This window comes from Burkholderia sp. ABCPW 14, assembly GCF_001523835.1.
Lineage (GTDB): Bacteria > Pseudomonadota > Gammaproteobacteria > Burkholderiales > Burkholderiaceae > Burkholderia > Burkholderia mayonis.
The window spans coordinates 11975-33211 of the sequence record NZ_LOVS01000098.1; the positions used below are offsets into that span (position 1 = coordinate 11975).

The 21237-nt window shown below is 67.1% G+C and carries 24 protein-coding genes; 4 read left to right on the plus strand and 20 right to left on the minus strand.

Going from position 1 to position 21237, the window contains the following annotated elements:
• Window position 1: 1 nt before the first annotated feature.
• Both fdnG and WS62_RS37425 read right to left on the minus strand, forming a co-directional pair.
• Entirely contained in the window at window positions 2–3073 is a 3072-nt protein-coding gene (fdnG, locus tag WS62_RS14425; RefSeq protein WP_082720970.1) for a formate dehydrogenase-N subunit alpha, read from the minus strand.
• Window positions 3074–3678: 605 nt separating this feature from the next.
• Window positions 3679–3999 carry a hypothetical protein gene (locus tag WS62_RS37425; RefSeq protein ID WP_197422841.1) on the minus strand — a complete coding sequence of 107 codons (321 nt, stop codon included), beginning with the start codon at window positions 3997–3999 and terminating at the stop codon, window positions 3679–3681.
• On the opposite strand from WS62_RS37425, the gene WS62_RS38150 reads away from it, so the two are divergent.
• Window positions 3956–4771, plus strand: coding sequence for a hypothetical protein (locus tag WS62_RS38150; RefSeq protein WP_231748301.1), 816 nt, complete (start codon window positions 3956–3958; stop codon window positions 4769–4771). The genes WS62_RS37425 and WS62_RS38150 overlap by 44 nt on opposite strands.
• Window positions 4772–4799: 28 nt before the next feature.
• Here WS62_RS38150 and WS62_RS14450 read toward each other — a convergent pair whose 3' ends face one another.
• The 18 genes from WS62_RS14450 to gvpA form a co-directional block, all read right to left on the minus strand.
• Window positions 4800–5567 carry a YdcF family protein gene (locus WS62_RS14450; protein WP_066571771.1) on the minus strand — a complete coding sequence of 256 codons (768 nt, stop codon included), beginning with the start codon at window positions 5565–5567 and terminating at the stop codon, window positions 4800–4802.
• The gene (locus tag WS62_RS37430) at window positions 5564–6010 is read right to left on the minus strand and encodes a hypothetical protein (protein ID WP_066571773.1); all 447 of its coding nucleotides are present in this window, start codon (window positions 6008–6010) and stop codon (window positions 5564–5566) included. The genes WS62_RS14450 and WS62_RS37430 overlap by 4 nt, the downstream gene beginning before the upstream one ends.
• Window positions 6011–6116: 106 nt before the next feature.
• Window positions 6117–7055 (minus strand): ABC transporter substrate-binding protein, encoded by a 939-nt coding sequence (locus WS62_RS14460; protein WP_066571776.1) that lies wholly within the window; start codon window positions 7053–7055, stop codon window positions 6117–6119.
• A gap of 247 nt (window positions 7056–7302) precedes the next feature.
• Window positions 7303–9387, minus strand: a complete 2085-nt coding sequence (locus WS62_RS38635; protein WP_082720972.1) for an amino acid ABC transporter permease/ATP-binding protein — start codon at window positions 9385–9387, stop codon at window positions 7303–7305.
• 106 nt (window positions 9388–9493) lie between these two features.
• The gene (locus tag WS62_RS14480; protein ID WP_066571782.1) at window positions 9494–10816 is read right to left on the minus strand and encodes an LLM class flavin-dependent oxidoreductase; all 1323 of its coding nucleotides are present in this window, start codon (window positions 10814–10816) and stop codon (window positions 9494–9496) included.
• Between the two features lie 64 nt (window positions 10817–10880).
• Window positions 10881–11882: an LLM class flavin-dependent oxidoreductase gene (locus tag WS62_RS14485; protein WP_066571784.1), complete on the minus strand. Its 1002-nt coding sequence runs from the start codon at window positions 11880–11882 to the stop codon at window positions 10881–10883.
• A 238-nt stretch (window positions 11883–12120) separates the two neighbouring features.
• Entirely contained in the window at window positions 12121–13068 is a 948-nt protein-coding gene (locus WS62_RS14490; protein ID WP_066571974.1) for an ABC transporter substrate-binding protein, read from the minus strand.
• Between the two features lie 95 nt (window positions 13069–13163).
• The gene (locus tag WS62_RS14495; RefSeq protein WP_066571786.1) at window positions 13164–13715 is read right to left on the minus strand and encodes a GNAT family N-acetyltransferase; all 552 of its coding nucleotides are present in this window, start codon (window positions 13713–13715) and stop codon (window positions 13164–13166) included.
• A 479-nt stretch (window positions 13716–14194) separates the two neighbouring features.
• Window positions 14195–14515, minus strand: a complete 321-nt coding sequence (locus WS62_RS14500) for a gas vesicle protein (RefSeq protein WP_082720973.1) — start codon at window positions 14513–14515, stop codon at window positions 14195–14197.
• A gap of 10 nt (window positions 14516–14525) precedes the next feature.
• Window positions 14526–14873, minus strand: a complete 348-nt coding sequence (locus WS62_RS14505; RefSeq protein ID WP_231748296.1) for a gas vesicle protein K — start codon at window positions 14871–14873, stop codon at window positions 14526–14528.
• Between the two features lie 11 nt (window positions 14874–14884).
• The gene (locus tag WS62_RS14510; RefSeq protein WP_059472865.1) at window positions 14885–15109 is read right to left on the minus strand and encodes a gas vesicle protein; all 225 of its coding nucleotides are present in this window, start codon (window positions 15107–15109) and stop codon (window positions 14885–14887) included.
• Window positions 15110–15138: 29 nt separating this feature from the next.
• Window positions 15139–15366 (minus strand): gas vesicle protein GvpG, encoded by a 228-nt coding sequence (locus tag WS62_RS14515; protein ID WP_066571787.1) that lies wholly within the window; start codon window positions 15364–15366, stop codon window positions 15139–15141.
• Between the two features lie 8 nt (window positions 15367–15374).
• Window positions 15375–16124 carry a GvpL/GvpF family gas vesicle protein gene (locus WS62_RS14520; RefSeq protein WP_066571790.1) on the minus strand — a complete coding sequence of 250 codons (750 nt, stop codon included), beginning with the start codon at window positions 16122–16124 and terminating at the stop codon, window positions 15375–15377.
• Window positions 16111–16344, minus strand: a complete 234-nt coding sequence (locus WS62_RS14525) for a hypothetical protein (RefSeq protein ID WP_066492056.1) — start codon at window positions 16342–16344, stop codon at window positions 16111–16113. Before WS62_RS14525 ends, WS62_RS14520 begins: the two co-directional genes overlap by 14 nt.
• A 10-nt stretch (window positions 16345–16354) precedes the next feature.
• A complete protein-coding gene (locus WS62_RS14530) occupies window positions 16355–16630 on the minus strand; it encodes a hypothetical protein (RefSeq protein ID WP_066571793.1) in 276 nt (91 codons plus the stop codon).
• A 3-nt stretch (window positions 16631–16633) separates the two neighbouring features.
• Entirely contained in the window at window positions 16634–17581 is a 948-nt protein-coding gene (gene gvpN / locus WS62_RS14535; RefSeq protein WP_231748297.1) for a gas vesicle protein GvpN, read from the minus strand.
• A gap of 93 nt (window positions 17582–17674) precedes the next feature.
• The gene (locus WS62_RS14540; RefSeq protein ID WP_066492069.1) at window positions 17675–17956 is read right to left on the minus strand and encodes a hypothetical protein; all 282 of its coding nucleotides are present in this window, start codon (window positions 17954–17956) and stop codon (window positions 17675–17677) included.
• A 74-nt stretch (window positions 17957–18030) separates the two neighbouring features.
• Window positions 18031–18252, minus strand: a complete 222-nt coding sequence (gene gvpA / locus WS62_RS14545) for a gas vesicle structural protein GvpA (RefSeq protein WP_010109838.1) — start codon at window positions 18250–18252, stop codon at window positions 18031–18033.
• Between the two features lie 469 nt (window positions 18253–18721).
• Between gvpA and WS62_RS14550 the strand changes: the two genes are divergently transcribed.
• The 3 genes from WS62_RS14550 to WS62_RS14560 are packed head-to-tail and all read left to right on the plus strand — an operon-like array spanning window position 18722 to window position 21231.
• Entirely contained in the window at window positions 18722–19324 is a 603-nt protein-coding gene (locus WS62_RS14550) for a hypothetical protein (protein ID WP_066571799.1), read from the plus strand.
• Window positions 19325–19337: 13 nt separating this feature from the next.
• A complete protein-coding gene (locus tag WS62_RS14555; RefSeq protein WP_066571802.1) occupies window positions 19338–20738 on the plus strand; it encodes a sigma-54-dependent transcriptional regulator in 1401 nt (466 codons plus the stop codon).
• Window positions 20722–21231, plus strand: a complete 510-nt coding sequence (locus WS62_RS14560) for an Hsp20/alpha crystallin family protein (protein ID WP_066571804.1) — start codon at window positions 20722–20724, stop codon at window positions 21229–21231. Before WS62_RS14555 ends, WS62_RS14560 begins: the two co-directional genes overlap by 17 nt.
• The last annotated feature ends 6 nt before the right edge of the window (window positions 21232–21237 follow it).

Consider the following 21237-nt stretch of genomic DNA (forward strand, 5'->3'; position numbering starts at 1 on the left):
CTTACGCCTTTTCGACCTTCACCAGGAACGACTTGAATTCCGGTGTGTACGAGTTGCCGTCACCCACGGACGGAGTCAGGGTATTCGCGAGATAGCCGGGCTTCGTCAACCCCTTGAAGCCCCAATGCAACGGGATGCCGACCGTCTGCACCTTCTTGCCGTCGACCATCAGCGGCTTGATCCGCTTCGTGACGAGCGCCACCGCGACGATGTGCCCGCGGTTCGACGACACCTTCACGAGCTCGCCGTGCGCGACGCCGACTTCCTTCGCGAGATCCTCGCCGATTTCGACGAACTGCTGGGGCTGGATGATCGCGTTCAGCCGCGCATGCTTGGTCCAGTAGTGGAAGTGCTCGGTCAGACGATACGTCGTCGCGACGTGCGGGAACTTGTCGACCTTGCCGAACGCCGCCCGATCGTCCGGGAACACGCGGGCGGCCGGGTTGTTCAGCGCCCGCGGGTTGTTCGGATGCAGCGGGTTCGCGGCGAGCGGCGTCTCGAACGGCTCGTAGTGCTCGGGGAACGGACCTTCGTTCATCCCGGCGCGCGCGAAGAAGCGTGCGACGCCTTCCGGGTTCATGATGAACGGGCCCATGCCGGTCTCGGGCGGCTCGTCGGCCTTGTAGTCCGGAATGTCCGGACCGGTCCACGCCCTGCCGTTCCACGCGACCAGCTTGCGGGTCGGGTCGAACGGCTTGCCGTTCACGTCGCACGATGCGCGGTTGTACAGGATCCGCCGGTTCGCCGGCCACGCCCACGCCCAGCCGAGCGTCTGGCCGATGCCGGTCGGATCCGAGTTGTCGCGCCGCGCCATCTGGTTGCCCGCTTGCGTCCACGCGCCGCAGAAGATCCAGCAGCCGCTCGCAGTCGTGCCGTCGTCCTTCAGCTGCGCGAAGCCCGCGAGCTGCTCGCCCTTCTTCACGAGCGTCTTCGCCGGGTCCTTCGGGTCGGGCAGATCGGCGAGCGCGCGGCCGCTGAACTCCATCGCGAGCTCTTCGGGCGTCGGGCTTTCCGGATTCGCGTACGGCCAGCTCAGGTTGACGATCGGATCGGGATACTTGCCGCCGTCCTTCTGGTACATCTCGCGCATCCGCAGGAACAGCCCCGACATGATCTCGAGGTCGCTCCTCGCCTGGCCCGGCGGCGCCGCGCCCTGCCAGTGCCACTGCAGCACGCGGCCCGAATTGACGAGCGAGCCGCGCTCCTCCGCGAAGCACGAGGTCGGCAAACGGAACACTTCGGTCTGGATCTTCGACGCGTCGACGTCGTTGAACTCGCCGTGGTTCTTCCAGAACTCGGACGTCTCGGTCGCAAGCGGGTCCATGATCACGAGCCACTTGAGCTTCGCGAGCGCCTCGGACGTCTTCGCTTTCGACGGCGCCGCCGCGAGCGGGTTGAAGCCCTGGCAGATGTAGCCGTTCATCTTGCCTTGATGCATCAGCTCGATCGTCTGCAGCAGGTCGTACTGCTTGTCGAGCTTCGGCAGATAGTCGTAGCCCCAGTTGTTCTCGGCGCCGACCGCGTCGCCCCACCACGCCTTCATGAAGCTCACGTGGAACGCGCGGTAGTTCTTCCAGTAGCTCAACTGGTTCGGCCGCAGCGGCTGCTGCGTGCGTTTCTGGATGTATGCGTCGAAGTCCTGCTCGGCCTGCATCGGCAGCGTCATGTAGCCCGGCAGCAGGTTCGACATCAGCCCGAGGTCGGTGAGACCCTGGATGTTCGAGTGGCCGCGCAGCGCGTTCATCCCGCCGCCCGCGATGCCGATGTTGCCGAGCAGCAGTTGCACCATCGCGCCCGTGCGGATCATCTGCGCGCCGACCGAGTGATGCGTCCAGCCGAGCGCGTACAGGATCGTGCCGGCGCGGCCGGGCACGGCCGTCGTCGCGAGCATCTCGCACACCTTCAGGAACTTGTCCTTCGGCGTGCCGCAGATCTTCTCGACCATCTCCGGCGTGTAGCGCGAATAGTGCTGCTTCAGCAGGTTGTAGACGCAGCGCGGGTGCGCAAGCGTTTGGTCGACCTTCACGAAGCCGTCTTCGCCGCGCTCGTAGTCCCACGTCGACTTGTCCGGATACGCGTGCTTGTCCGTGTCGTAGCCGGAAAAGATGCCGTCGTCGAACACGAAGTCTTCGCGGACGATGAACGAGAAATCCGTGTAGTGCTTGACGTACTCGTGCTGGATCTTGTCGTTCGTCAGCAGGTAATTGATGATCCCGCCAAGGAAGGCGATATCCGTGCCGGTGCGAATCGGCGCGTAGAAATCGGCGACCGATGCGGTGCGCGTGAAGCGCGGATCGACGACGACGAGGCGCGCATTGCGATGCGCCTTCGCTTCCGTCACCCATTTGAAGCCGCACGGGTGCGCTTCGGCGGCGTTGCCGCCCATCACGAGAATCACATCCGCGTTCTTGATGTCGACCCAATGGTTCGTCATCGCTCCACGGCCAAACGTCGGGGCAAGACCTGCCACCGTCGGGCCATGTCAGACACGCGCCTGGTTGTCGAACGCGAGCATCCCCATGCTGCGCACGGTCTTGTGCGTCAGATAGCCGACCTCGTTGCTGCCCGCCGACGCGGCCAGCATGCCCGTCGTCAGCCAGCGGTTGACCTTCATGCCGTCGTCCGTCGTCTCGACGAAGTTCGCGTCGCGGTCCGCCTTCATCAGCTTCGCGATCCGGTCGAGCGCATCGCGCCACGAGATCGGCTCCCACTTGTCGGAGCCGGCCGCGCGGTACTCGGGCTGCGTCAGGCGGCTCGGGCTATGGATGAAGTCGACGAGGCTCGCGCCCTTCGGGCACAGCGTGCCGCGGTTGACCGGATGGTCGGGGTCGCCCTCGATGTGGATGATGCTCGACGTGGCGTTCTTCGCGCCGTCGCCGAGGCTGTACATCAGGATGCCGCAACCGACTGAGCAGTAAGGACAGGTGTTGCGGGTTTCGACAGTGCGCGCCAGCTTGTATTGGCGGACCTCGGCGAGCGCTTCGGCCGGTGAGAAGCCCATCAGGGCTAGACTCGAGCCGGCGAGCGTCGTCGCGGACAGCTTCAGGAACTGGCGCCGGGACAGTTGGAGCATGGTGGTCTCGGGCGGGTTGTATTGAAGGGGGACAGATTGATCAAATGTCGTTGCGTTGCTGGATTGCTGGGTTGCGAATGCCTGTGGTTGCGGGTTTCGCGGCCGTCCCCCGGCGCGACGTCCGGCGCAAGCCCGCGACGCGGCGGTGACGGGCCACGTCGTCTATCGTCTTTCCTTTATATGACAACACGCGAGAATCGGATAGCGGAACCGTCACCAATAAGGGAAAACCATTTCTTACAGCGCGCAAGGTTATCAGATTGCGCCAAAACGCGGCGTGTCACGCGAGGCTCGCGCGCACCGGCACAGCGCCGCGCCCGTCGACGGTCTGGCTGACGCCCGCCGAGGCGCGATCGACCCACCCGGGCGGCGGACGATCGGCGTCGACCGTCGATGCCGGGGCCGAATGCTTCGACGGATTCGGCCGGCATGACGCGCATGCCCCATCCGCGCGTCGCCGCCGGTGCGTGTACGGCATCCGGTTCGAAATATTGAGCGGATTCCTGGGCGAACGGCCGAGCGAAACCGGCCGGGACGAGAGTCTTGTCGACCGATTCGCTTATCCAAGACGGATCAGCCGCTCGAACATTTAATAAATTGATATTTTAATTATTCGAGATTATCCAATCCGGTTCGCCCCATATAATCGACATCGGCATTTTAGCCAATTCGCCATTCAATTCAGATTGGGGGGTAATGATGGGATTTTTGCGTACGAGCGCACTTTCTTCTTTATTGGCGGCCGCCCTTTGCGCGGCGGCTTTCCAGGCCGCGCACGCCGGCGTGAAGGACGGCAGGATAGTCATCGCCAACGACGACCTGAATCTATCGCGGCCGCTGCCGCAAGCCGTATATCGCGCCGATACCCGCACGCCGGACCAGATATTCCAATATGGCTTTGGCGCGCGCGGCAATTCATACAACATCCGGAATCATGTGATCGGCGGCGCGAATCTCGAAAATACCGGATTCGTGAGCGCGACGGCGAGCCGCGAAATCGCGGCGCAAATCGCCAACAGCAATCGGCTCGAACTCGCGTCGGCGTGCGGCGCAAGCAGCGGCGGCCAAACGACGTTCACGTGCCGCGCGTTCGTCTATGAAATCCGCGCGACCGGAAACATGATCTACCTGCCCGATCAATTGACGCCGGATTTGCAGCGATATGCGGGGCAGCAGGAGTGGGCGGCAATTCACTTGATCGATCCGCGCCAGATCGTCCGGGCGACCGAGTATCGCGTCAATTTCGTCAACAACATTCCGCAAGGCGGCGCGACGCAGGTGCGCGTCTGGGATAACGTCGCCGGACGCGGCGCGGGTTACGCCGGCTACGATCCGAATTTCATCGGCTACGATCCGGACAACCGGGCGAACAACCACGGCTGGTCGTCAACGGCCGACGTCGGCCCGACGTCGACGACCGACCGCCGCTGCACGTCGCAAACCGTCGCGACGAGCGTGACGCGGCCGTCGGGCTCCGACCTGGCGATCGCGGTGCCCGAATACTGCGAGGCGCACGGCAGCGTCGTGCTCAGGAACAGCAACGTTCCGGGCGGGGCGGGCGTCGTCGAGCCGGTCGATTTCCGGAACACGACGCATACGGGGGAAACGCAGCGGTGGCGCGAAACGGCCGATCAGCGCGACAACGACCTGCTGATCGACTCGATCAAGCTGACGTTCACGCCCGCTTATCCGAAGTGACGCGCGGCGTGACGGCGCGGGCGGCGCATCACGCGTCGCCCGGCTGGGTGCTCGCCGGGTTCCGGCCGAGCGCGTTGTACAGCCGGTAGCGCGCGATGCCGAGATATTCGTGCAGCGCGAGATCGGCGACCGAGAAGTTGTACGCAAGCGGCAGCGGGAACAGCGCCGCTTGCAGGTACTCGGCGCGCACGGGAATCGCCGCGACGCCGAAATGCGCGAAGTACAGCACGCTGCGCCGCAAGTGGACGCCCGAGGTCACGAGCAGCACGCGGTCCGCGCGATAGCCGGCCAGCACGACGCGCGTGAATTGCGCGTTCTGCCACGTGTTCATGCTGCGCGGCTCGGACAGCACGTCGGCCGCGTCGATGCCGAGTCCGATCAGCGCGTCGCGATAGACGGTCGCTTCCGGTACGCCGTTGCGACGCGCGTCGCCGCCGCTCACGACGATCTTGCAGCCGGCGTTCGCGCGCGCCTTTCGGCAGCCGCGGTAGAGGCTCGCCGCCTCGACGACCCGCGAATAGGAGAACGTGCCGGGCTCGACGGCGCCCGTCGCGGCGATCTTCTCGGTGCCGAGTCCCAGCATGACGATCGCGTTGCGCTCGCCCCATTCGATCGCCGGCCGCGCCGCATACGGCGCCTGCAAATCGCGCAGCAGCCAGGCGGGCACGGGGCCGCAGCCGATCGCGAAGAACAGGACGGCGGATGCGGCGAACGACGCCCGGCTCGTGCGGCGCCGCTTGGCGATCCAAAGCAGCGCGGCGACGACGGCCACGGCGGTCAGCAGCGCGAGCGTCATGCGACGGCCGCCGGTGCACTGGCGGTTGCGAGCGGGCGTGGGCGGACCGGTGAAGCGGTCCTCCGTACTGCGGGACGGGCGGATCGGTGCATGGCGGCGGTCGAACAACGAAGAGGCTGGAGATTATGCGACGGGCGGGGCTTTGAGGCCAGCGTGTCCGGCTGGGCCGGAGACGGCGAAAGCGCCGGGCGGATGGAGCCCGAGGCGATGTCGGTATCGGCCGCGGTGGCGGTGGCGGTGGCGGTGGCGGTGGCGGTGGCGGTGGCGAGGTCGAGGTCGAGGTCGAAGCCGAAGCCGAAGCCGAAGCCGAAGCCGAAGCCGAAGCCGAAGCCGAAGCCGAAGCCGAAGCCGAAGCCGAAGCCGAAGCCGAAGCCGAAGCCGAAGCCGAAGCCGAAGCCGAAGCCGAAGCCGAAGCCGAAGCCGAAGCCGGCATAGATTTTCACACGAACGTCACGATACGCCGGAAGCGATGCCTCAAAACACGTCGCGGCTCGGTCGAACCGCATGCCGCCCACCTGCCGCCTCCGAAAACGCACGCGCCATCGCCGCTCAAAACGACGGCAACCCCGGCGGATTCGTCTCCGATTTGTCGACCGCCTCCGACAGCAGCCCCCATCGCGCGAGCGCCTGCCGATACTTGCCGCTGCGGATCAGGTCGTTGGTCGCGAGCGTCAGCGCATCGGCAAGGCCGCTGCCCTTGCGCGTCGCGATCGCGACATCGGCCCTGACGGGCCACCCGGCGTTCACGCTGCCGACGCAGCGGATCTTGCCGTCGCGCGCCGCCTGGTACGCGAGCGTCGCGTTCGGATTCAGCTCGGCGTCCGCGCGCCCGGACAGCAGCGCGACGCGCGATGCGCCGTCGTCGTCGAAATACAGCACATCGACCGGCTTGAGGCCTTGCGCGACATTGCGCCGGTTCCATTCGAGCAGGATGCGCTCCTGGCTCGTGCCCGACGCGGTGATGATCCGCAGGCCCGCCACGTCCCTCGGCTCGGCGATCCGCGCGATCGGGCTCGCGGCCCTCACGTAGAAGCCGTGCAGGCCGAGCCGGTACGTCGTGAAGTCGAACTTCTCCTTCCGCTTCTCGGTGACGCCGACGTTCGAGATCACCGCGTCGTACTTGCCGGCGCTCAGCCCGAGCGGCCAGTCGGCCCATGCGACGGGCAATAGTGCGAGCCGCCGGCCGAGCGCGTCGGCGATCAGTTGCGCGTAGTCGGGATCCGCGCCGACGACCGTGCGCGCGTCGGCCGCGTAGGTCGCGACGGGCGGCGCATGCGGCGCGATCGCGACGATGAACGCGCCGTCGTCGACCCAGCGGTAGCGGCGCGCCGCGTCGGCGGCGGCCGGATCGCGGGCCGCGCGGACGCGGCCCGCCTGGCGCGGGTCGAGATCGACCGCGATGCCGGCGGCGCGCGCGCCGAGCGGCATTGCGGCAAAGGCGGCCGCGAGCGCCGCCGCGCCGCCGACGAAAGTGCGTCTGTCGATCATGGCGTCGACGCCTCCGGCTCCGATAAAACGGCGCGCCACGAGGCAAGCACGCTCGACTGCGCGAACCGCCAGCGCTTGTCGACACGCGCGCGGCCTCCGCCGCCTCCGTGCGCGATGCCGCCGTGTCCATCGTGTCCGCCGTGTCCGCCGTGTCCGCCGTGTTCGCTTCGTCCAGCGTCGTCGCGACGGCCGCCTCCGCAATCGCCACGGCCGCCGAGCCGCGTGCCCGTCTCTCGCCGCGCCGCCATCACAGCACCTTCGACAGGAACGCGCGCGTGCGCGGATGCGCGGGCGCGCCGAGCACTTGCGCGGGCGGCCCCGCTTCGATGATCCGGCCGTGCTCCATGAACAGGATCGTGTCCGCGACCTCGCGCGCGAAACCGATCTCGTGCGTGACGATGACGAGCGTCGTCCCCGAGCGCGCGAGCTCCTTGATCACGTCGAGCACCTCGTTGACGAGCTCCGGATCGAGCGCGGACGTCGGCTCGTCGAACAGCAGCACCTTCGGCTTCAGCGCGAGCGCCCGCGCGATCGCGACGCGCTGCTGCTGGCCGCCCGACAGTTGGCGCGGATACGCGTCGACCTTCGCCGCGAGGCCGACCCGCGCGAGCAGCTCGCGCGCGACGCGCTGCGCTTCGGCGCGCGTCGCGCGGCCCGACGCGACAGGCGCCTCGACGATGTTCTCGAGCACGCTCAGATGCGGGAACAGATTGAAATTCTGGAACACCATCCCGACGTCGACGCGCCGGCGCAGCACGTCCTTCTCCTTCAGCTCGTACAGCGTGTCGCCGTCGCGGCGGTAGCCGATCAGTTCGCCGTCGATGTCGATGAAGCCGCCGTCGACGCGCTCAAGGTGGTTGATCGTGCGCAGCAGCGTCGATTTGCCGGAGCCGGACTGGCCGAGGATCACCGTGACGCTGCCCGCCTGCGCGACGAACGACACGTCGTCGAGCACCTTGTGCTGGCCGAAGCTCTTCGACACGCGCTGGACGGCGACCTCGCCGCCGCGGCGCTCGCTCGCCGACGCGCGCGCGGCGGCGAGCGGCGATCTCGCATCGGCGGAAGCGCCCGAAGCGGCGAACGCATCCGAAACAGCCGCCGCAGACGACTCAGACGACGCGGCGCTGCCTGGCACGGTGGAGACATCCGAACCACCGGATGCGCCGAGCGCCGCCGCGCCCGCTGCGCCCGCCAGCCCGGCCGACACCCGCGACACCCGCGACACCCGCGCGAATCCCGCGCCGGAAGCCGACACATCGTCGGCCGCGCGCGGCTCGTCCCCCGCGCTACGCCCCGCCCCGCTCGCCTCGCTTGCCGCATCCGCACCGCCCGCCCGCGCCGTCGCACGCTCGACGCGCCCGCGCCGCGCCGGCAGCGCATCGGTCAACTTGCCGACAATCGCCGCAATCGCCGCAAGCGGCGACCGCGCCGGATTGCGCACCGCGCCGCGCGCGTAACGCCGCTCGACCTGCGCCTGAACGATCGACAGCACGGTCAGGATGATCAGATACCAGACGGTCGCGACCATCAGCAGCGGAATCACCTCGAGATTGCGCCGATAGATCACCTGCACCGTATAGAACAGCTCCGGCATCGCGAGCACATACACCATCGACGTGCCCTTCGCGAGCGAAATCAGATCGTTGAACGCGACGGGCAGAAACGCGCGCATCGCCTGCGGCAGCACGATGCGCGTCGCCTGCCGCGCACGCGGCAGGCCGAGCGCGGCGGCCGCCTCGAGCTGCCCCGCGTCGACCGACAGGATGCCGCCGCGAATCCCTTCGGCCGCGAACGCCGCGTGGTTGAGCGTGAGGCCGAGCACGGCCGCGCAGAACGGGCTGATCAGATCGGTCGTCGCGACCTCGGCGAACGTGATGCCGGTGAACGGCACGCCGAGCCACACGTGTTCGTACAGATAGCCGAGATTGTTGAGAATCAGCAGCAGCACGACGAGCGGAATCGAGCGGAACAGCCAGATGAACGCCCACGCGCACGCGGCGACGAGCGGCGAGCGGGACACGCGCGCGAGCGCGAGCGGCACGCCGAGCGCGAAGCCGAACAGCGCGCCGAGCGCGGTCAGCAGCAGCGTGCGCGCGAGCCCCGACAGCACCGGCTCCGACAGGAACCATTCGGCGAATACCGGCCAGCCCCATTGCGGATTGCCGAGCACCGAATTCAGCACGAGCGCGACCAGCGCGGCGGCGAGCACGGTGCCGGCCGTCCGCGCGCGATAGCGGGCCGGCACGATCCTAAAACGCGGCGCGTCGCCGCGCGCCGCGGGAATGCCTGGCGTCGGCAGCGCGCCGCCGACGGCGTGAGTGATGTCGCTCATGGTCGTGTTTCCTTGCTGGATCGATGGCGCGCCGCGCGGTTGCCCGGCGCCGAGCTCACGCGCGACGCGGCATGCGCGGCGCGTTTTGCGACGGCGCCCGGCGCCGTCATGCGACCTCGGCCGCCGCGTAGCGGCTTTCCTTGCGCGGCAGGCCGAGGTGCTCGCGCAGCGTGCTGCCGTCGAGCGTGCGCCGGTAGCGGCCGCGCGCCTCGAGCGCCGGAATCACGAGCTCGACGAAATCGTCGAGCCCCTGCGCCTGCACCGCGAAACCGAGGATGAAGCCATCGCCCGCGCCCGCGTCGATCCAGCGGATCAGCGCGTCGGCGACGTCTTCCGCCGCGCCGATGAACTGCGGGCGCGGCGTCGCGACAGCAAGCGCCGTCTCGCGCAGCGTGAGCCCTTTCGCGCGCGCGTCGGCCTTGATGCGGTCGGTCGTCGAGCGGAAGCTGTTGCGGCCGATGTCGCCGAGCTCCGGGAACGGCGCGTCGAGCGGATACCGCGTGAAGTCGTGGTGATCGAAGTAGCGGCCGAGGTACGCGAGCGCGTCGTCGATCGTCAGCAGATCGCGAATCGCGCGGTACTTGTCCTGCGCCTCGGCGGCCGTGCGCCCGACGATCGGACCGATGCCGGGGAAGATCTTCACGTCGCCGGCGCGGCGGCCGTGCGCGATGGCGCTGTCCTTCACGCGCGTCGCGAACGCGCGCGTCTCGTCGAGCGACGGCGAGTGCGTGAACACCGCGTCCGCATACTTGCCCGCGAGCGCGATCCCCGCGTCCGACGAGCCCGCCTGGAAGATCACCGGCTGCCCTTGCGGCGAACGCTGGATGTTGAGCGGCCCGGCGACCCGGAAGAACGGCCCCGCGTGATCGAGCGCATGCAGCTTGTTGCGATCGAAGAAACGCCCGCTCGCGCGATCGCGCACAAAGGCGTCGTCGTCCCAGCTATCCCAGAGGCCCTGCGCGACGCTCAGGTATTCGTCGGCGATCTCGTAGCGCAGCGCGTGGTCCGGATGCTTCGTCCCGTAGTTCTTCGCGGTGCCTTCGAGCGGCGTCGTGACGACGTTCCAGCCGGCTCGGCCGCCGCTCAGCAGATCGAGCGACGCGAACTGCCGCGCGACCGTGAACGGCTCGCTGTACGACGTCGACACGGTGCCGGCGAGGCCGATCTTCGACGTCGCGGTCGCGAGCGCGGACAAGAGCGAAATCGGCTCGAAGCGGTTCAGGAAGTGCGGGATCGATTTCTCGTTGACGTAGAGGCCGTCGGCGACGAACGCGAACGCGATGCCGTTCGCCTCCGCCTTGCGCGCAACGCTCAGCATGAAATCGAGGTTGACGCTCGCGTCCGGCGGGTTGCTCGGATGCCGCCACGCGTTCATGTGGCTGCCGGCGCCTTGCAGCATGATGCCGAAGGGGATCGTGGACTGGGTCATGGCGAAGGTGGGTGTCGTTGGAATCGCACGACAGCGCGCCGCCGCGGCGCACCGTCTCGGCGGCTCAGGTCTGCATGGACTGCTGCTCGCGCGCGAGCAGCTCGACCGACGCGAGCCGCGCCGGATAGTGCGTGACCGGCGAATCGACGACGAACTCGCCGACGCCGTAGCGGCGCGCGAGCGCGTCGAGCTCGCGGTGCACGTCGTCCGGCGCGCCGGCGATCACGTGCGGGCGCAGCTCGTCGATCCGGTAGTCGGTCGCGCCGCTCTGGCGCGCGAACTCGGCCGCCGCCTGCGCGCTGCCGAGATTGACGCTCTGGCCGCCCGCGAGCTTCAGCTTGAAGATCCGCAGCGCGCCGATCAGCCGCTCGGCTTCCCCTTTCGTCGGCGCCGCGACCGCGTACAGCGCGAGGAGCGGCGCGCGCCCGGCCGCGCCGCGATACGCGTCGAGCGAGCGCTCGACGTTCGCCTCGTCGCCGTTGAAGTGTCCGGCATAGCAGAACTGCCAGCCGCACCGGGCCGCGAGCGCGGCGCTCTCCGGCGAGCCGCCGAGCAGCACGCGCTCGGGCGCCTCGGGCGGCACCGGCAGCGCGACCGCGCCGGCGAGCGGATGATCCTCGGCGACGCCCCAGTTCAGGAACGCGTCGAGCTCGGCGAGCTGATCGGCGAACGCGGGCTTGCGCGGCCTGTCGTGCAGCGACTGCAGCGCGCGCGTCGTCAGCGGCAGGCCGCCCGGCGCCTTGCCGACGCCGAGATCGACGCGCCCCGGCGCGAGCGACGCGAGCAGCTTGAACGTCTCGGCGACCTTGAACGGGCTGTAGTGCTGGAGCATCACGCCGCCGGACCCAACGCGAATCCGCGACGTATGCGCGAGCACGTGCGATATGACGATCTCGGGCGCGGAGCTCGCGAGCCCCGGCGCGCCGTGATGCTCGGCGATCCAGAAGCGGCGATAGCCGAGCGCCTCGGCGCGCCGCGCGAGCGTGACCGTGAAACGCAGCGCGTCGGCCGCCGTCGCGCCTTCGGCGATCGGGCTCTTGTCCAGCAGCGATAACGAATATGACATGGCGGGTGCGAATGCAGGCTATGGGAAATCGGAGAGAGCCGGGCGATGCGGCAAAGCGGTGCGGAGGCGCCGCGCGCCCGCCCGACGCCGTCACGTTATTGAGCGGCGCTACACATTGGCTTCATCAATCGGCTTCATGCAGCGGTTCCAGCGGCTATACGCGGCTACGAGCGGCTACACACGGGCTGCGACGCGCCGCACCGATCGCGAAGACCGGCCGGCGCGCCGATGCCGCGCGTCAAGTCTTCGGCAAGCCCGGCGGATTGGTCCGCGATACGTCGATCGCCTCGGAGCCGAGATTCCAGCGGTCGAGCACGCGCCGGTAAGCGCCGTTCTTGATGAAGTCGTTGATCGCGATCGTAAACGGCGCCGCGAGGCCGCTGCCCTTGCGCGTCGTGACCGCGATGTCCGCGGTGCGCGGCCAGCCGCCGCTCACCGCGCCGACGAGTTTGGTCCGGTGCTGCTGCGCGGCCTGATAGGCGAGCACCGAGTTCACGCTGAAGATCGCGTCGGCGCGGCCCGACTGCAGCGCAACGCTCTTGACCGCATGATCGTCGTAATACTGGACGGTGACGGCCTTGAGCCCGCGCGCGACGTTCTCGCGGTCCCATTCGAGCAGGATCTTTTCCTGATTGGTGCCGGCGTCGGTGATCACGCGCAGGCCCGCGACGTCCTTCGGCGCCTGGATCGACGCGATCTTGCTGTCGGACTTCACGTAGAAGCCGACCTGATCCTTGCGATATGTCGAGAAATCGAACTTCGCCTTGCGCTCCTCGGTCACGGTCACGTTCGACAGCACCGCGTCGACGCGGCCCGATTCGAGCGCGAGCGGCCAGTCCGCCCATGCGAGCGCGACGATCTTCAGCTTGCGGCCGAGGCTGTCGGACAACAGCTGCGCGAGATCGGCGTCGAAGCCGACGACCGTGCGCGCGTCGGTCGCATACGAACTGATCGGCGGCTGGCTCGGCGCGATGCCGACAGTCAGCGTGTCCGGCTCCGCGAACTTGAAGCGCGCGGGCAGCGCGCGGACCACCGCTTCGTCGCGCGCGCCGCGCACGCGTCCGGGCTGCTCGGGGCTCAGGTCGAACGTGACGGCCGACGCCGCCGCGCCGACGCCGGCCAACACGGCCGCGACGACCGCGCGTGCGGCCCATCCGGCGATCGGTTTCGTGTATTGCGATTTCATCGGCGATTCCTGTTCGTTGCGAATGTCTTGTCGTTTTCGATGCGAAGCGCGGGGCGGGACGCGCGTCACGTGCGCGCCGCCCGCCGCGCCTCGCGTCATTCGACCGGCGCGGCCGGCACGGGCGCGCGCAGGTCGTCGAGCGTGCCGATGCGGGCGGGCTCGATCAGATTCTTGCCGAACGGCAAATGCACGTAGATCTCCGGATCGACGTCGCGATCGAATAGCGCTGCATAGCCGGCGTCGAGATACAGCGCCCACGCTTCCGGCTGCCGGAATCCCGTCGTCAGATAGACGCGCCGATAACCCTGCCGCGCGGCGCGCAGTTCGAGTTCGCGGACCACGCGCCGCGCGAGCCCCTGGCGTCGCAAATCGGCGCGCGTCCAGATCCGCTTGAGCTCTGCCGTTTGCGCGTCGTATCGCTTGAAGGCCCCGCCGCCGATCGTCTCGCCATCGCGGATCAGCAGGATGAACGCGCCTTCGGGCGGCGTGAACAGCTCGGCCGAATAGCGCGCGAGCTCCGCTTCCGCCGACGCGCGGCTGTCGAGCCGGTACGCGTGATAGCGCGTCGCGTATTCGTCGACCAGCGCGTCGATCAGGGGCTTCGCGCGCGCGTCATGCGGCGCGGTGTCGATAATGCTGTCGGTCATGGCGATGTCGTCGGAGGCGAACGGTCACGCGCGGACGATGCGCCGATATGCCGGCTCGCCGCCGCGGCGCGCCCGTTCGTTCTACGGAATATGGGCGGCGCGGCCGCGTCGCGTTCGATGTGCGCCTGCTTCGTTCGGCGCACGCCCGTCGCGATGCCATCGCGCTGCCATGCATGTCACATTAGCGTTTCGACTCGCAAAGGCTAACCAAGCAATTCCGATATCGATATCGACGGCGGTGTAGCAAGGATTTCGTCGAAACGCTCGTTGCGCGGCGCGAATCGATCGCGCCATGGAGGAGTGGCTCGCAGAATTTGACTTGCGGCTCTCGACGGAGAACCGGGCGCGCGTCGAATCGCCATGCGCGCCGACGAAGCGGCTCCACGCGCGTCGTCACGAAAAAATGAGGGAGCGCACGCCCTCTTCCCGATCCGCCGCGATTTCGCGAACGCCGTCCGGCAAACGAAGTGGCAGACGAATCACGGGCGGCCCGCGTCGACATGAACAGCGGAGCCCGCCGCGACATCGACGGCGGCCGCCCGGCCCGGCAGCGCGGATCGGGCTTTGTCCGGCCCCAGAAAGAACGAATCGGCGTTCCACCAATCGATGCCGAGCTCCTTCGCTTTATCGACGGAGCAGATCAAGAGCCGGATGCGGATCGTCAGAAGCTCGACGTCGACCAGGTTGATCCGGATATCGCCGGTGATGACGACGCCCTTGTCGAGCACACGCTCGAGGAGATCGGCCACGGTCGTGCTGGAGACGCTGTGCTGTGGCGAAGCGGTGCGTGGCTGGCTCATGGGATGGTTCTCAAAAAAGACGGCCGAGCGGGCCGAGATCGAGATTGAGATCGGCGTCGGTGAAACCGAACTGCCCGGCGAGCCGCTCGATCTCCTCGGCCTGCCGCATCAGCGCGAGCCCCAGCCGCTCGATTTCGTCGTCGTTCAGGCTGCCGGCGTCGATGCGCCGCAACGCCTGCCGCTCCAGCAGTTCGTGCAGCAGCTTGATCAGCGCCAGAACGAGCTTCGCGAGGCCGTTGCCCGCAGAGGCGGCCGTGACGTCGACGCGTGGCGTCGCGCGCGGCGGCGGCGCCTGCTGCTGAGCCAGCGCCTGTTCCAGCGCGGCGGCGAGTGCGGCGGCGGTCGTTACGGCAGCCACGTGCGGCCCATTCATCGGGATTCCTCTTCGAGCGGCATCGCGCGGCCGGCCAATGCGGTTTCCACCGAGGTCAGGAGCAAGCGCAGATGCAAGTAGAGCAGATCGACGTCGGCCACCGACACGACCACGTGTGCGGAAATCACCGCCCCCTTGTTCAGAATCCGGTCCAGCGACTCGCACAGGGACAGCCGCTCGGCGAGCTCGGCCGGAACGGGTTCGCCGTCCGCGCTGCGCACGGCTCGAGACGGCGACGAGCAAGGCGGCGTCACGACGCTTCCAGGCTGTCCAGATGATCGAGCAGCGTCTGTTCGCGCGCTTCGAACGCAGCCTCGTCGATCTGGCCGGATTCGAGTTCGCGATACAGATCGACGAGCGCCGCCTTGGTCATCTCGACGTCGGCGATCGTCTCGTCCTCGGCGGCCTGCGCGATCTCCTCGAAGATCCAGAACATGCCCTTGATCGGCGCGGCCAGCAGGTTATCGAGAATGAACATGGCACCCTTCAGAGACTCATGTTGAGATTGACGAAATGGTGAGGCGGACACGGCCCGCTGTATTTCAGCACGAGCGCATCGTCGAGCTCCCGCGACGCGGCGGCCACGTTCGACTCGAATTGGCCGAGTTCGGCGTTTCGCACGAGGCAGGTCAAGCGCAGGATTTCCGTCTCGCTGCGCGGCGGGTCGTGCCGGACCTCCTTGCAGCACGCGTCGAGCGCCTCGTCCACTAATGCCGCGTGGCGCGCCCGCTCTTCGTTCAGCACGCGCTCGAAGCGGCTGCCCAACTCGATCTTGTCGTCGCGTCTGACCGCGCCGCCGCGCGCCAGCATGGCGTCGCGTGCGGCCTTGAGATCGGGGCGGACGTCGATCAGGTAGCGAAAGACGTCGGGCACGTCCCAGCTCAGTCGCACGCTCATTTCCACGTGGTCCGCGAGCCGCGCGAGCTCGCGGCCGAGCACGGTCCGGTGCTTCTTGAGCATCCTGCGCAGCGCGATTTCGCTGGTGGCGATCGTGCCGAACGCCACCGGCAGCACGGTGCCCTCGGCCGCGAGGCTCTGGATGACCGTGTGATGCGCGAGCAGATGGCGCCGCTCGGGACGGACCCTCGCGAGCCCCGTGTCGCTGACGATCGCCGCGACGTCGCCGTCGGTCAGCGCGTAGACGGCCGTTCCGCCGATGCCCGGCGGAAGGCTGGCTGGCACCTCTCGCGCATGCTTGACGGCGTACAGATAGCGGGCGCCGCTATGGCTGGTCATGCTGCACCTCATGCGGCACCGGCTTGCGGATATTCGGCTTCATGTTAGGAGGCATGAGCACGGGCGCGTCCTGAAGACGGACGGACTCGATGCAGCCTTCGACGATGTCCACCATCAGCAGCGAATGGCAGACCCAGCAGCGCAGCGCGCCGTGGTATCGCGCGTAGGAGTCGTCGTCGACTTCGATCTGGTGCCCGCAGGAAATACAGTTGATGTTCATGATGTCCCTCTCAATATCGAATCCGGAACGATCCGACGATGTCGCCGGCCTGCGGCGCTTCGCTTCCGATCGCCGCATACAGCCTGGCCTTCTCGCGCTCCAGATCGGCGAGCCGGCTATCGACGCTGGCGATGCGGCGCTGCGCGGCTCGTCGCTCGATGTCCCGCCGGCTTTTTTCCATTTCGATGCACGAGATCCGCATATACATGCTGTGCACCGGCATTGCCGCCGAGGTGGATGTATGCCGGGCGCGGATGTCGTGCAACCCTTTTTTCGGAATCGGCATGATTCATCTCCGCGCTTTCGTGCGCCGGCCTGCCTGACTGACCGCCTGCGCCTCCTGCTCCAGATTCACCCCGAGGATGTCTCTGCAGGCCCATACGTAGCCGGGATTGTCGGGCGTCGCGTCGCCGCCGCGATAGGCGAGCGCGCGCGCGAGCGCGATGGCCGCCCGGATGCTGGGATGGTGGCCGTTGCCGCTGGTGTCGCGCATCCGGCGGGTGAGATCGACGATCCGCTCGGCATCGACGCGCTCGATTTCGGATCGGGCCCAGACGATCTCGACCTCCGTCTCGCGGTCGTAGTGCCCCACTTGAATCGTGATCAGCCGGCCCATCAACGCGTTCTGCGTCTTGTGCACGCCCACGTACTCTTCCGGATTCGACGTGAAGATCGCGCGAAAGCCGGGATGCACCGTCAGATAGCCAGCGCCCGTCATGCGATTGGGCAAGTTCAGGATGCCTTCCGACAATACCGGCAGCAGTGCGTTGTTCGCTTCCGGCCGGGATCGGTTGAATTCGTCGTAGATGAGCGTGAGGCCGTGCTGGCAGGCGGTCGTCAGGCGATTGTCGATCCAGGTCGTGGTCATTTCCTCCTCGGTCTTGACCACCGAATGGATGAAGTTGTCGACCACCCGCGAGCGGCGATATCCGGCGCCGCGACCGACGAGATCGGCGCTGCCGAGTTCGTCGTCGCCATGCATCAGCACGACTTGCCGACCGAGCTGAGCGGCGATGTGGAATGCGAGCGTGGTCTTGCCGGTGCCCGACGGCCCCGCAAGATGCACCCCGTAGCCGGCGCCGAGATAGGTCAGCGCACGTTCGGTGAGATTGCGAACGGCGGGCGTCTGCACGAATTCGGCACTCGCTTCCAACCGCACCCTGTCCCGGGCGGCGCCGTCGCCATTCACGCCGCGCGCCGCTGCAACCAGTTCCGGCGGTGGGGCGAGATCGGTCATGATTCCCTCCAGTTATCGGAAAAGCATCGGCCGGGCGCAGCGGTCGGCCGGGCGCATCGATCGGTGGGCCGCCGCGCCCAGTCGCAAACGGCCCTAGCCTCGCCAAGCGCGGCGGGCTCCCCTCAGATCGGCGTCGAACGCCTGTCGCAGATCACGCACGCGCTCGACCAGGTCCGTCACGAAAGCCGTTCTGGCGTCGAGCGCGTGGCTGAACATATCGGCATTGGCCAGGTGCAGTTGCCGCAACAGTTGCGCGACTTCCGTTCGCAGATCCTCGCGCGAATCCGCCAGCTTCTGCAGCAGTCTCTGCCGCTCCCTGTGACCCGCCACGACGTCCTGATGCAGCCGGGTCATGTCTTGCGTCATGCTGTTCATGACTGTTCCTTTCGAGGCCGACCGCTTTGCCGCGGCCGGAAACCAAGTTGCCCGCCATGCGGCGGCAACGTCGGTCACGCTGCGGGCGCTGCGGCAGTCGCGGTCAAGCCGATTGCTTCGGCATACTTGAGATAGGTTTCGACCGACGCGATGACGACGCGGGCCTCGATCGAGAGCAGCTCAATGCCGACAAGCGACACCTTTGCCCACACGTCGATGACGATGCCCTTGTCGAGGATGCGATCGACAACTTCGGCCAGGCTCGAAGAGTCGGTCGATTTTTGCACTTTGGCCATGATGGCCTCCTTGCTATACGTTGATGGGAAAAGACATTTGCGCTGCAGGAGCAGGCTAGGGCCACCAAGCAACCCCCATGCCGGAACACGGAGCATCGCGCGAGAAAGTCGCCGTGGATGCCGCCGTCGGCCACGCGGCGCCGATATGCAACGGCTTTGATTGCGAGGCGGGCAAAATCGGCGCGAAATCCCGCACTCGAAACAATGAACCGGCGTCGCAATTTTCAATTTTCATGTTTCGATCAATGTCGAATTCGATTGAAACGTCTTTTGCGCAAACGTGCATATCCGGCGTATGGAAGCGGCGTCGCGGTATGGAAAGCGTTCCATGGAAAGCTCTCCATACCGCCCCAATGCACGAAGCATGCACGGCAAAAATGCCACCGCGCACGGCGGTATATTTCCTATGATGAGAATTGCAGCATAAGGTCGACACCATACAAATACGGCGAGACACAGGGGAGCGGCCATGCCCGGCAGCAGCCGCACATTGATCTACATTCCGATTCTCCATTCCGGTATCGACATGGGGCAGTTCGCTCCGCTCGTCGACGATGCGGCGCAAGCCCATCTCGGCGCCGACACGTGGCAACGTCGCATGATCGACATCGAGCGCATGTGGGACGGCATTGAAGAAGCCATCCCTCGGCTCGGCCTCGACCTGAAATCCCTGCGCGTCTATCAGGACGGCTTGCCGGTATGCGGCCGCGAGCTCGAGATCGTCGACGACCTCACGAAGGCCGGCAGTCGCAATCATCGTTTGCTGCAAACGCTGAGTCGGCAAGGCGCGACGCTGGTCGGCACCGAAGCGCCGGAATTGCTGGTGGAGGAATACGAGCTCGCCTGGCGGCTGCTCAACGCCGCGTCCGCGAACGGGCAGCGGACCGACACCGAACGCCAGCTCGCGGCCGACCTGCTGCAAAGACGCGACCGGTTCATTGCCCGCCGGATCGGCGAGACGCTGCCGGCCGGCGGCACCGGCATTCTGTTCGTCGGCGCGCTGCACCGGGTGGCGCCCCTCTTGCCGGCCGATCTGGCAGTGAGCTATCCGCTCGGCAGCCCGACGATCTGAGACGGCGAACGCCATGATTACGGTTCCAAGCCCGATGCCGGCGCGCGTGCTGATCGTCAACGAACCGATTTTCGGCTCGCGGCTGACCGAGCTGCTACGCCACGCGGGCCTCGACGCCGTGTCCGCGCAAACCGGCTACGCGGCGCTGCGAACCCTGGAGCAACAGCGCTCCGACGCCGTGGTGCTCGACGACCGCCTGCAGGACATGAGCGGGCTGGACCTGCTGCACGCGATCCGGCGACGGACGCCGCAGATGCCGGCGGTGATGCTCACCGACCATCCGGACGTGCAGGGCGCCATCTGCGCGATGCGGGACGGCGTTCAGGACTACCTCTCGAAGTCGGTCGACGACGACGTGCTGGTGCGCGCGGTCAGGACGGCGCTGACGAGCGGCGGCGGCCGGAGCGGCGAGCCGTCGGTCGCCGCCAGCCTGTGCGAAAGCATGGGGCCGAGCGAAGCCGTTGCCCGCCTGGTCGCCCGGATCGGGCTCGTGGCGAAGAGCACGTTTTCGGTCCTGATCCTGGGCGAAAGCGGCGCGGGCAAGGAACTGGTCGCGCGCGCGATCCACCGCGGCAGCGGGCGGCGCGCGGCGCCTTTCGTCGCGATCGATTGCGGCGCGATTCCGGAGCAACTGCTCGAGTCGGAACTTTACGGCCACGAGAAAGGCGCGTTCACCGGCGCGGCCGCCGCCAAGTCCGGCAAGTTCTCGGCCGCGAACTGCGGCACGCTGTTTCTCGACGAGATCGCCAACCTGCCGCTCGCGTCGCAAGCCAAGCTGCTGCGCGTGATCCAGGAGCGCACGCTGTATCGCGTGGGCGGCAACACACCGCTGCCGCTGGACGTGCGCATCGTCGCCGCCGCCAACGAAGACATCGAGCAAAAAGCGCTCGAAGGCGGCTTTCGCAGCGACCTCTTCTTCAGGCTGTCCGAATTCGTGATTCATGTCCCTGCGTTGCGCGAACGACGGGACGACATCCTCTACCTGGCGCAGCACTTCGCCTCGCAAACCTGCACGGAATTGGACAAGTCCCCCGTCACGTTCTCCGACGCGACTTGCGAGCGCTTGTTGAATCACCCGTGGCCGGGCAACGTCCGGCAGCTACGCAACACGATCCGGCAAGCCGTCCTCGTCGCGGGCGACATCGTGCAGCCGGCTCATCTCAATATCGCCTCGACCGGCAAGCATGCGGCGCCGGCGCCGGAATTCGGCTGGGAAGGACTGTCGCTGAAGGAAGTGGTGCGACGCAATATCGCCGACATCGAACGGCGGGTGATCGAACAGGTGTTGCAGGCGACCCATGGCAACAAGGCCCAAGCGGCACGAGTCTTGCAAGTCGACTACAAGACCATCCATTCGAAGGTCAAGGAATACCGCATCGAATTCCGAGGAGTCGACGATGAAGACCAAGCGTGACGGAGCGAAAGAAGCGGCCAGCGGCTTCGAAGGCATCATGTCGGGCATCGTGAACCTGGTGGAGAAACTCAACGAACTGGCCCAGACCGGCAATGAACTTCAGTTGCTGAAGGAGCGTACGACCGATGCGGGTATCCGGGGCGTCTACGGCATCAACATCAAGGTCGGTTTGGGGCAGGACAAGGATAGGGTCTCGGTCGAGCCGTTCGGCAACATCCGCAAGGACAAGTCCGGCCACGCGGTGGTGCAGGAAGTGATCGAGCCGATCGTGGACGTGTTCGAGGAGACCGACCATACGCTCGTGGTGGCGGAAATGCCGGGCGTGAGCCTGGACGACGTGAGGCTCGACGTCCAGGACGACGTGCTCACGATCGTCGCGGAGCACCGGCCCAAGAAATACATCAAGGAAGTGCTGCTGCCGCGCCCGTATACGCGCGACCAAATGCAATTCGGCTGCAACAACGGGATTCTCGAAATCAAGTGCACGGACTGAAACGGC

Excerpts from the sequence above, each read along its gene's own strand:
- WS62_RS37425 (WP_197422841.1), bottom strand. The coding sequence starts at position 3,999 with ATGTTGTATGAATTGCCGCGCGCGCCAAAGCCATATTGGAATATCTGG.
- WS62_RS14450 (WP_066571771.1), bottom strand. The coding sequence starts at position 5,567 with ATGACGCTCGCGCTGCTGACCGCCGTGGCCGTCGTCGCCGCGCTGCTT.
- WS62_RS14460 (WP_066571776.1), bottom strand. The coding sequence starts at position 7,055 with ATGATCGACAGACGCACTTTCGTCGGCGGCGCGGCGGCGCTCGCGGCC.
- WS62_RS38635 (WP_082720972.1), bottom strand. The coding sequence starts at position 9,387 with ATGAGCGACATCACTCACGCCGTCGGCGGCGCGCTGCCGACGCCAGGC.
- WS62_RS14480 (WP_066571782.1), bottom strand. The coding sequence starts at position 10,816 with ATGACCCAGTCCACGATCCCCTTCGGCATCATGCTGCAAGGCGCCGGC.
- WS62_RS14485 (WP_066571784.1), bottom strand. The coding sequence starts at position 11,882 with ATGTCATATTCGTTATCGCTGCTGGACAAGAGCCCGATCGCCGAAGGC.
- WS62_RS14490 (WP_066571974.1), bottom strand. The coding sequence starts at position 13,068 with ATGAAATCGCAATACACGAAACCGATCGCCGGATGGGCCGCACGCGCG.
- WS62_RS14495 (WP_066571786.1), bottom strand. The coding sequence starts at position 13,715 with ATGACCGACAGCATTATCGACACCGCGCCGCATGACGCGCGCGCGAAG.
- WS62_RS14500 (WP_082720973.1), bottom strand. The coding sequence starts at position 14,515 with ATGAGCCAGCCACGCACCGCTTCGCCACAGCACAGCGTCTCCAGCACG.
- WS62_RS14515 (WP_066571787.1), bottom strand. The coding sequence starts at position 15,366 with ATGTTCATTCTCGATAACCTGCTGGCCGCGCCGATCAAGGGCATGTTC.
- WS62_RS14520 (WP_066571790.1), bottom strand. The coding sequence starts at position 16,124 with ATGACCAGCCATAGCGGCGCCCGCTATCTGTACGCCGTCAAGCATGCG.
- WS62_RS14525 (WP_066492056.1), bottom strand. The coding sequence starts at position 16,344 with ATGAACATCAACTGTATTTCCTGCGGGCACCAGATCGAAGTCGACGAC.
- WS62_RS14530 (WP_066571793.1), bottom strand. The coding sequence starts at position 16,630 with ATGCCGATTCCGAAAAAAGGGTTGCACGACATCCGCGCCCGGCATACA.
- gvpN (WP_231748297.1), bottom strand. The coding sequence starts at position 17,581 with ATGACCGATCTCGCCCCACCGCCGGAACTGGTTGCAGCGGCGCGCGGC.
- WS62_RS14540 (WP_066492069.1), bottom strand. The coding sequence starts at position 17,956 with ATGAACAGCATGACGCAAGACATGACCCGGCTGCATCAGGACGTCGTG.
- gvpA (WP_010109838.1), bottom strand. The coding sequence starts at position 18,252 with ATGGCCAAAGTGCAAAAATCGACCGACTCTTCGAGCCTGGCCGAAGTT.
- WS62_RS14550 (WP_066571799.1), top strand. The coding sequence starts at position 18,722 with ATGCCCGGCAGCAGCCGCACATTGATCTACATTCCGATTCTCCATTCC.
- WS62_RS14555 (WP_066571802.1), top strand. The coding sequence starts at position 19,338 with ATGATTACGGTTCCAAGCCCGATGCCGGCGCGCGTGCTGATCGTCAAC.
- WS62_RS14560 (WP_066571804.1), top strand. The coding sequence starts at position 20,722 with ATGAAGACCAAGCGTGACGGAGCGAAAGAAGCGGCCAGCGGCTTCGAA.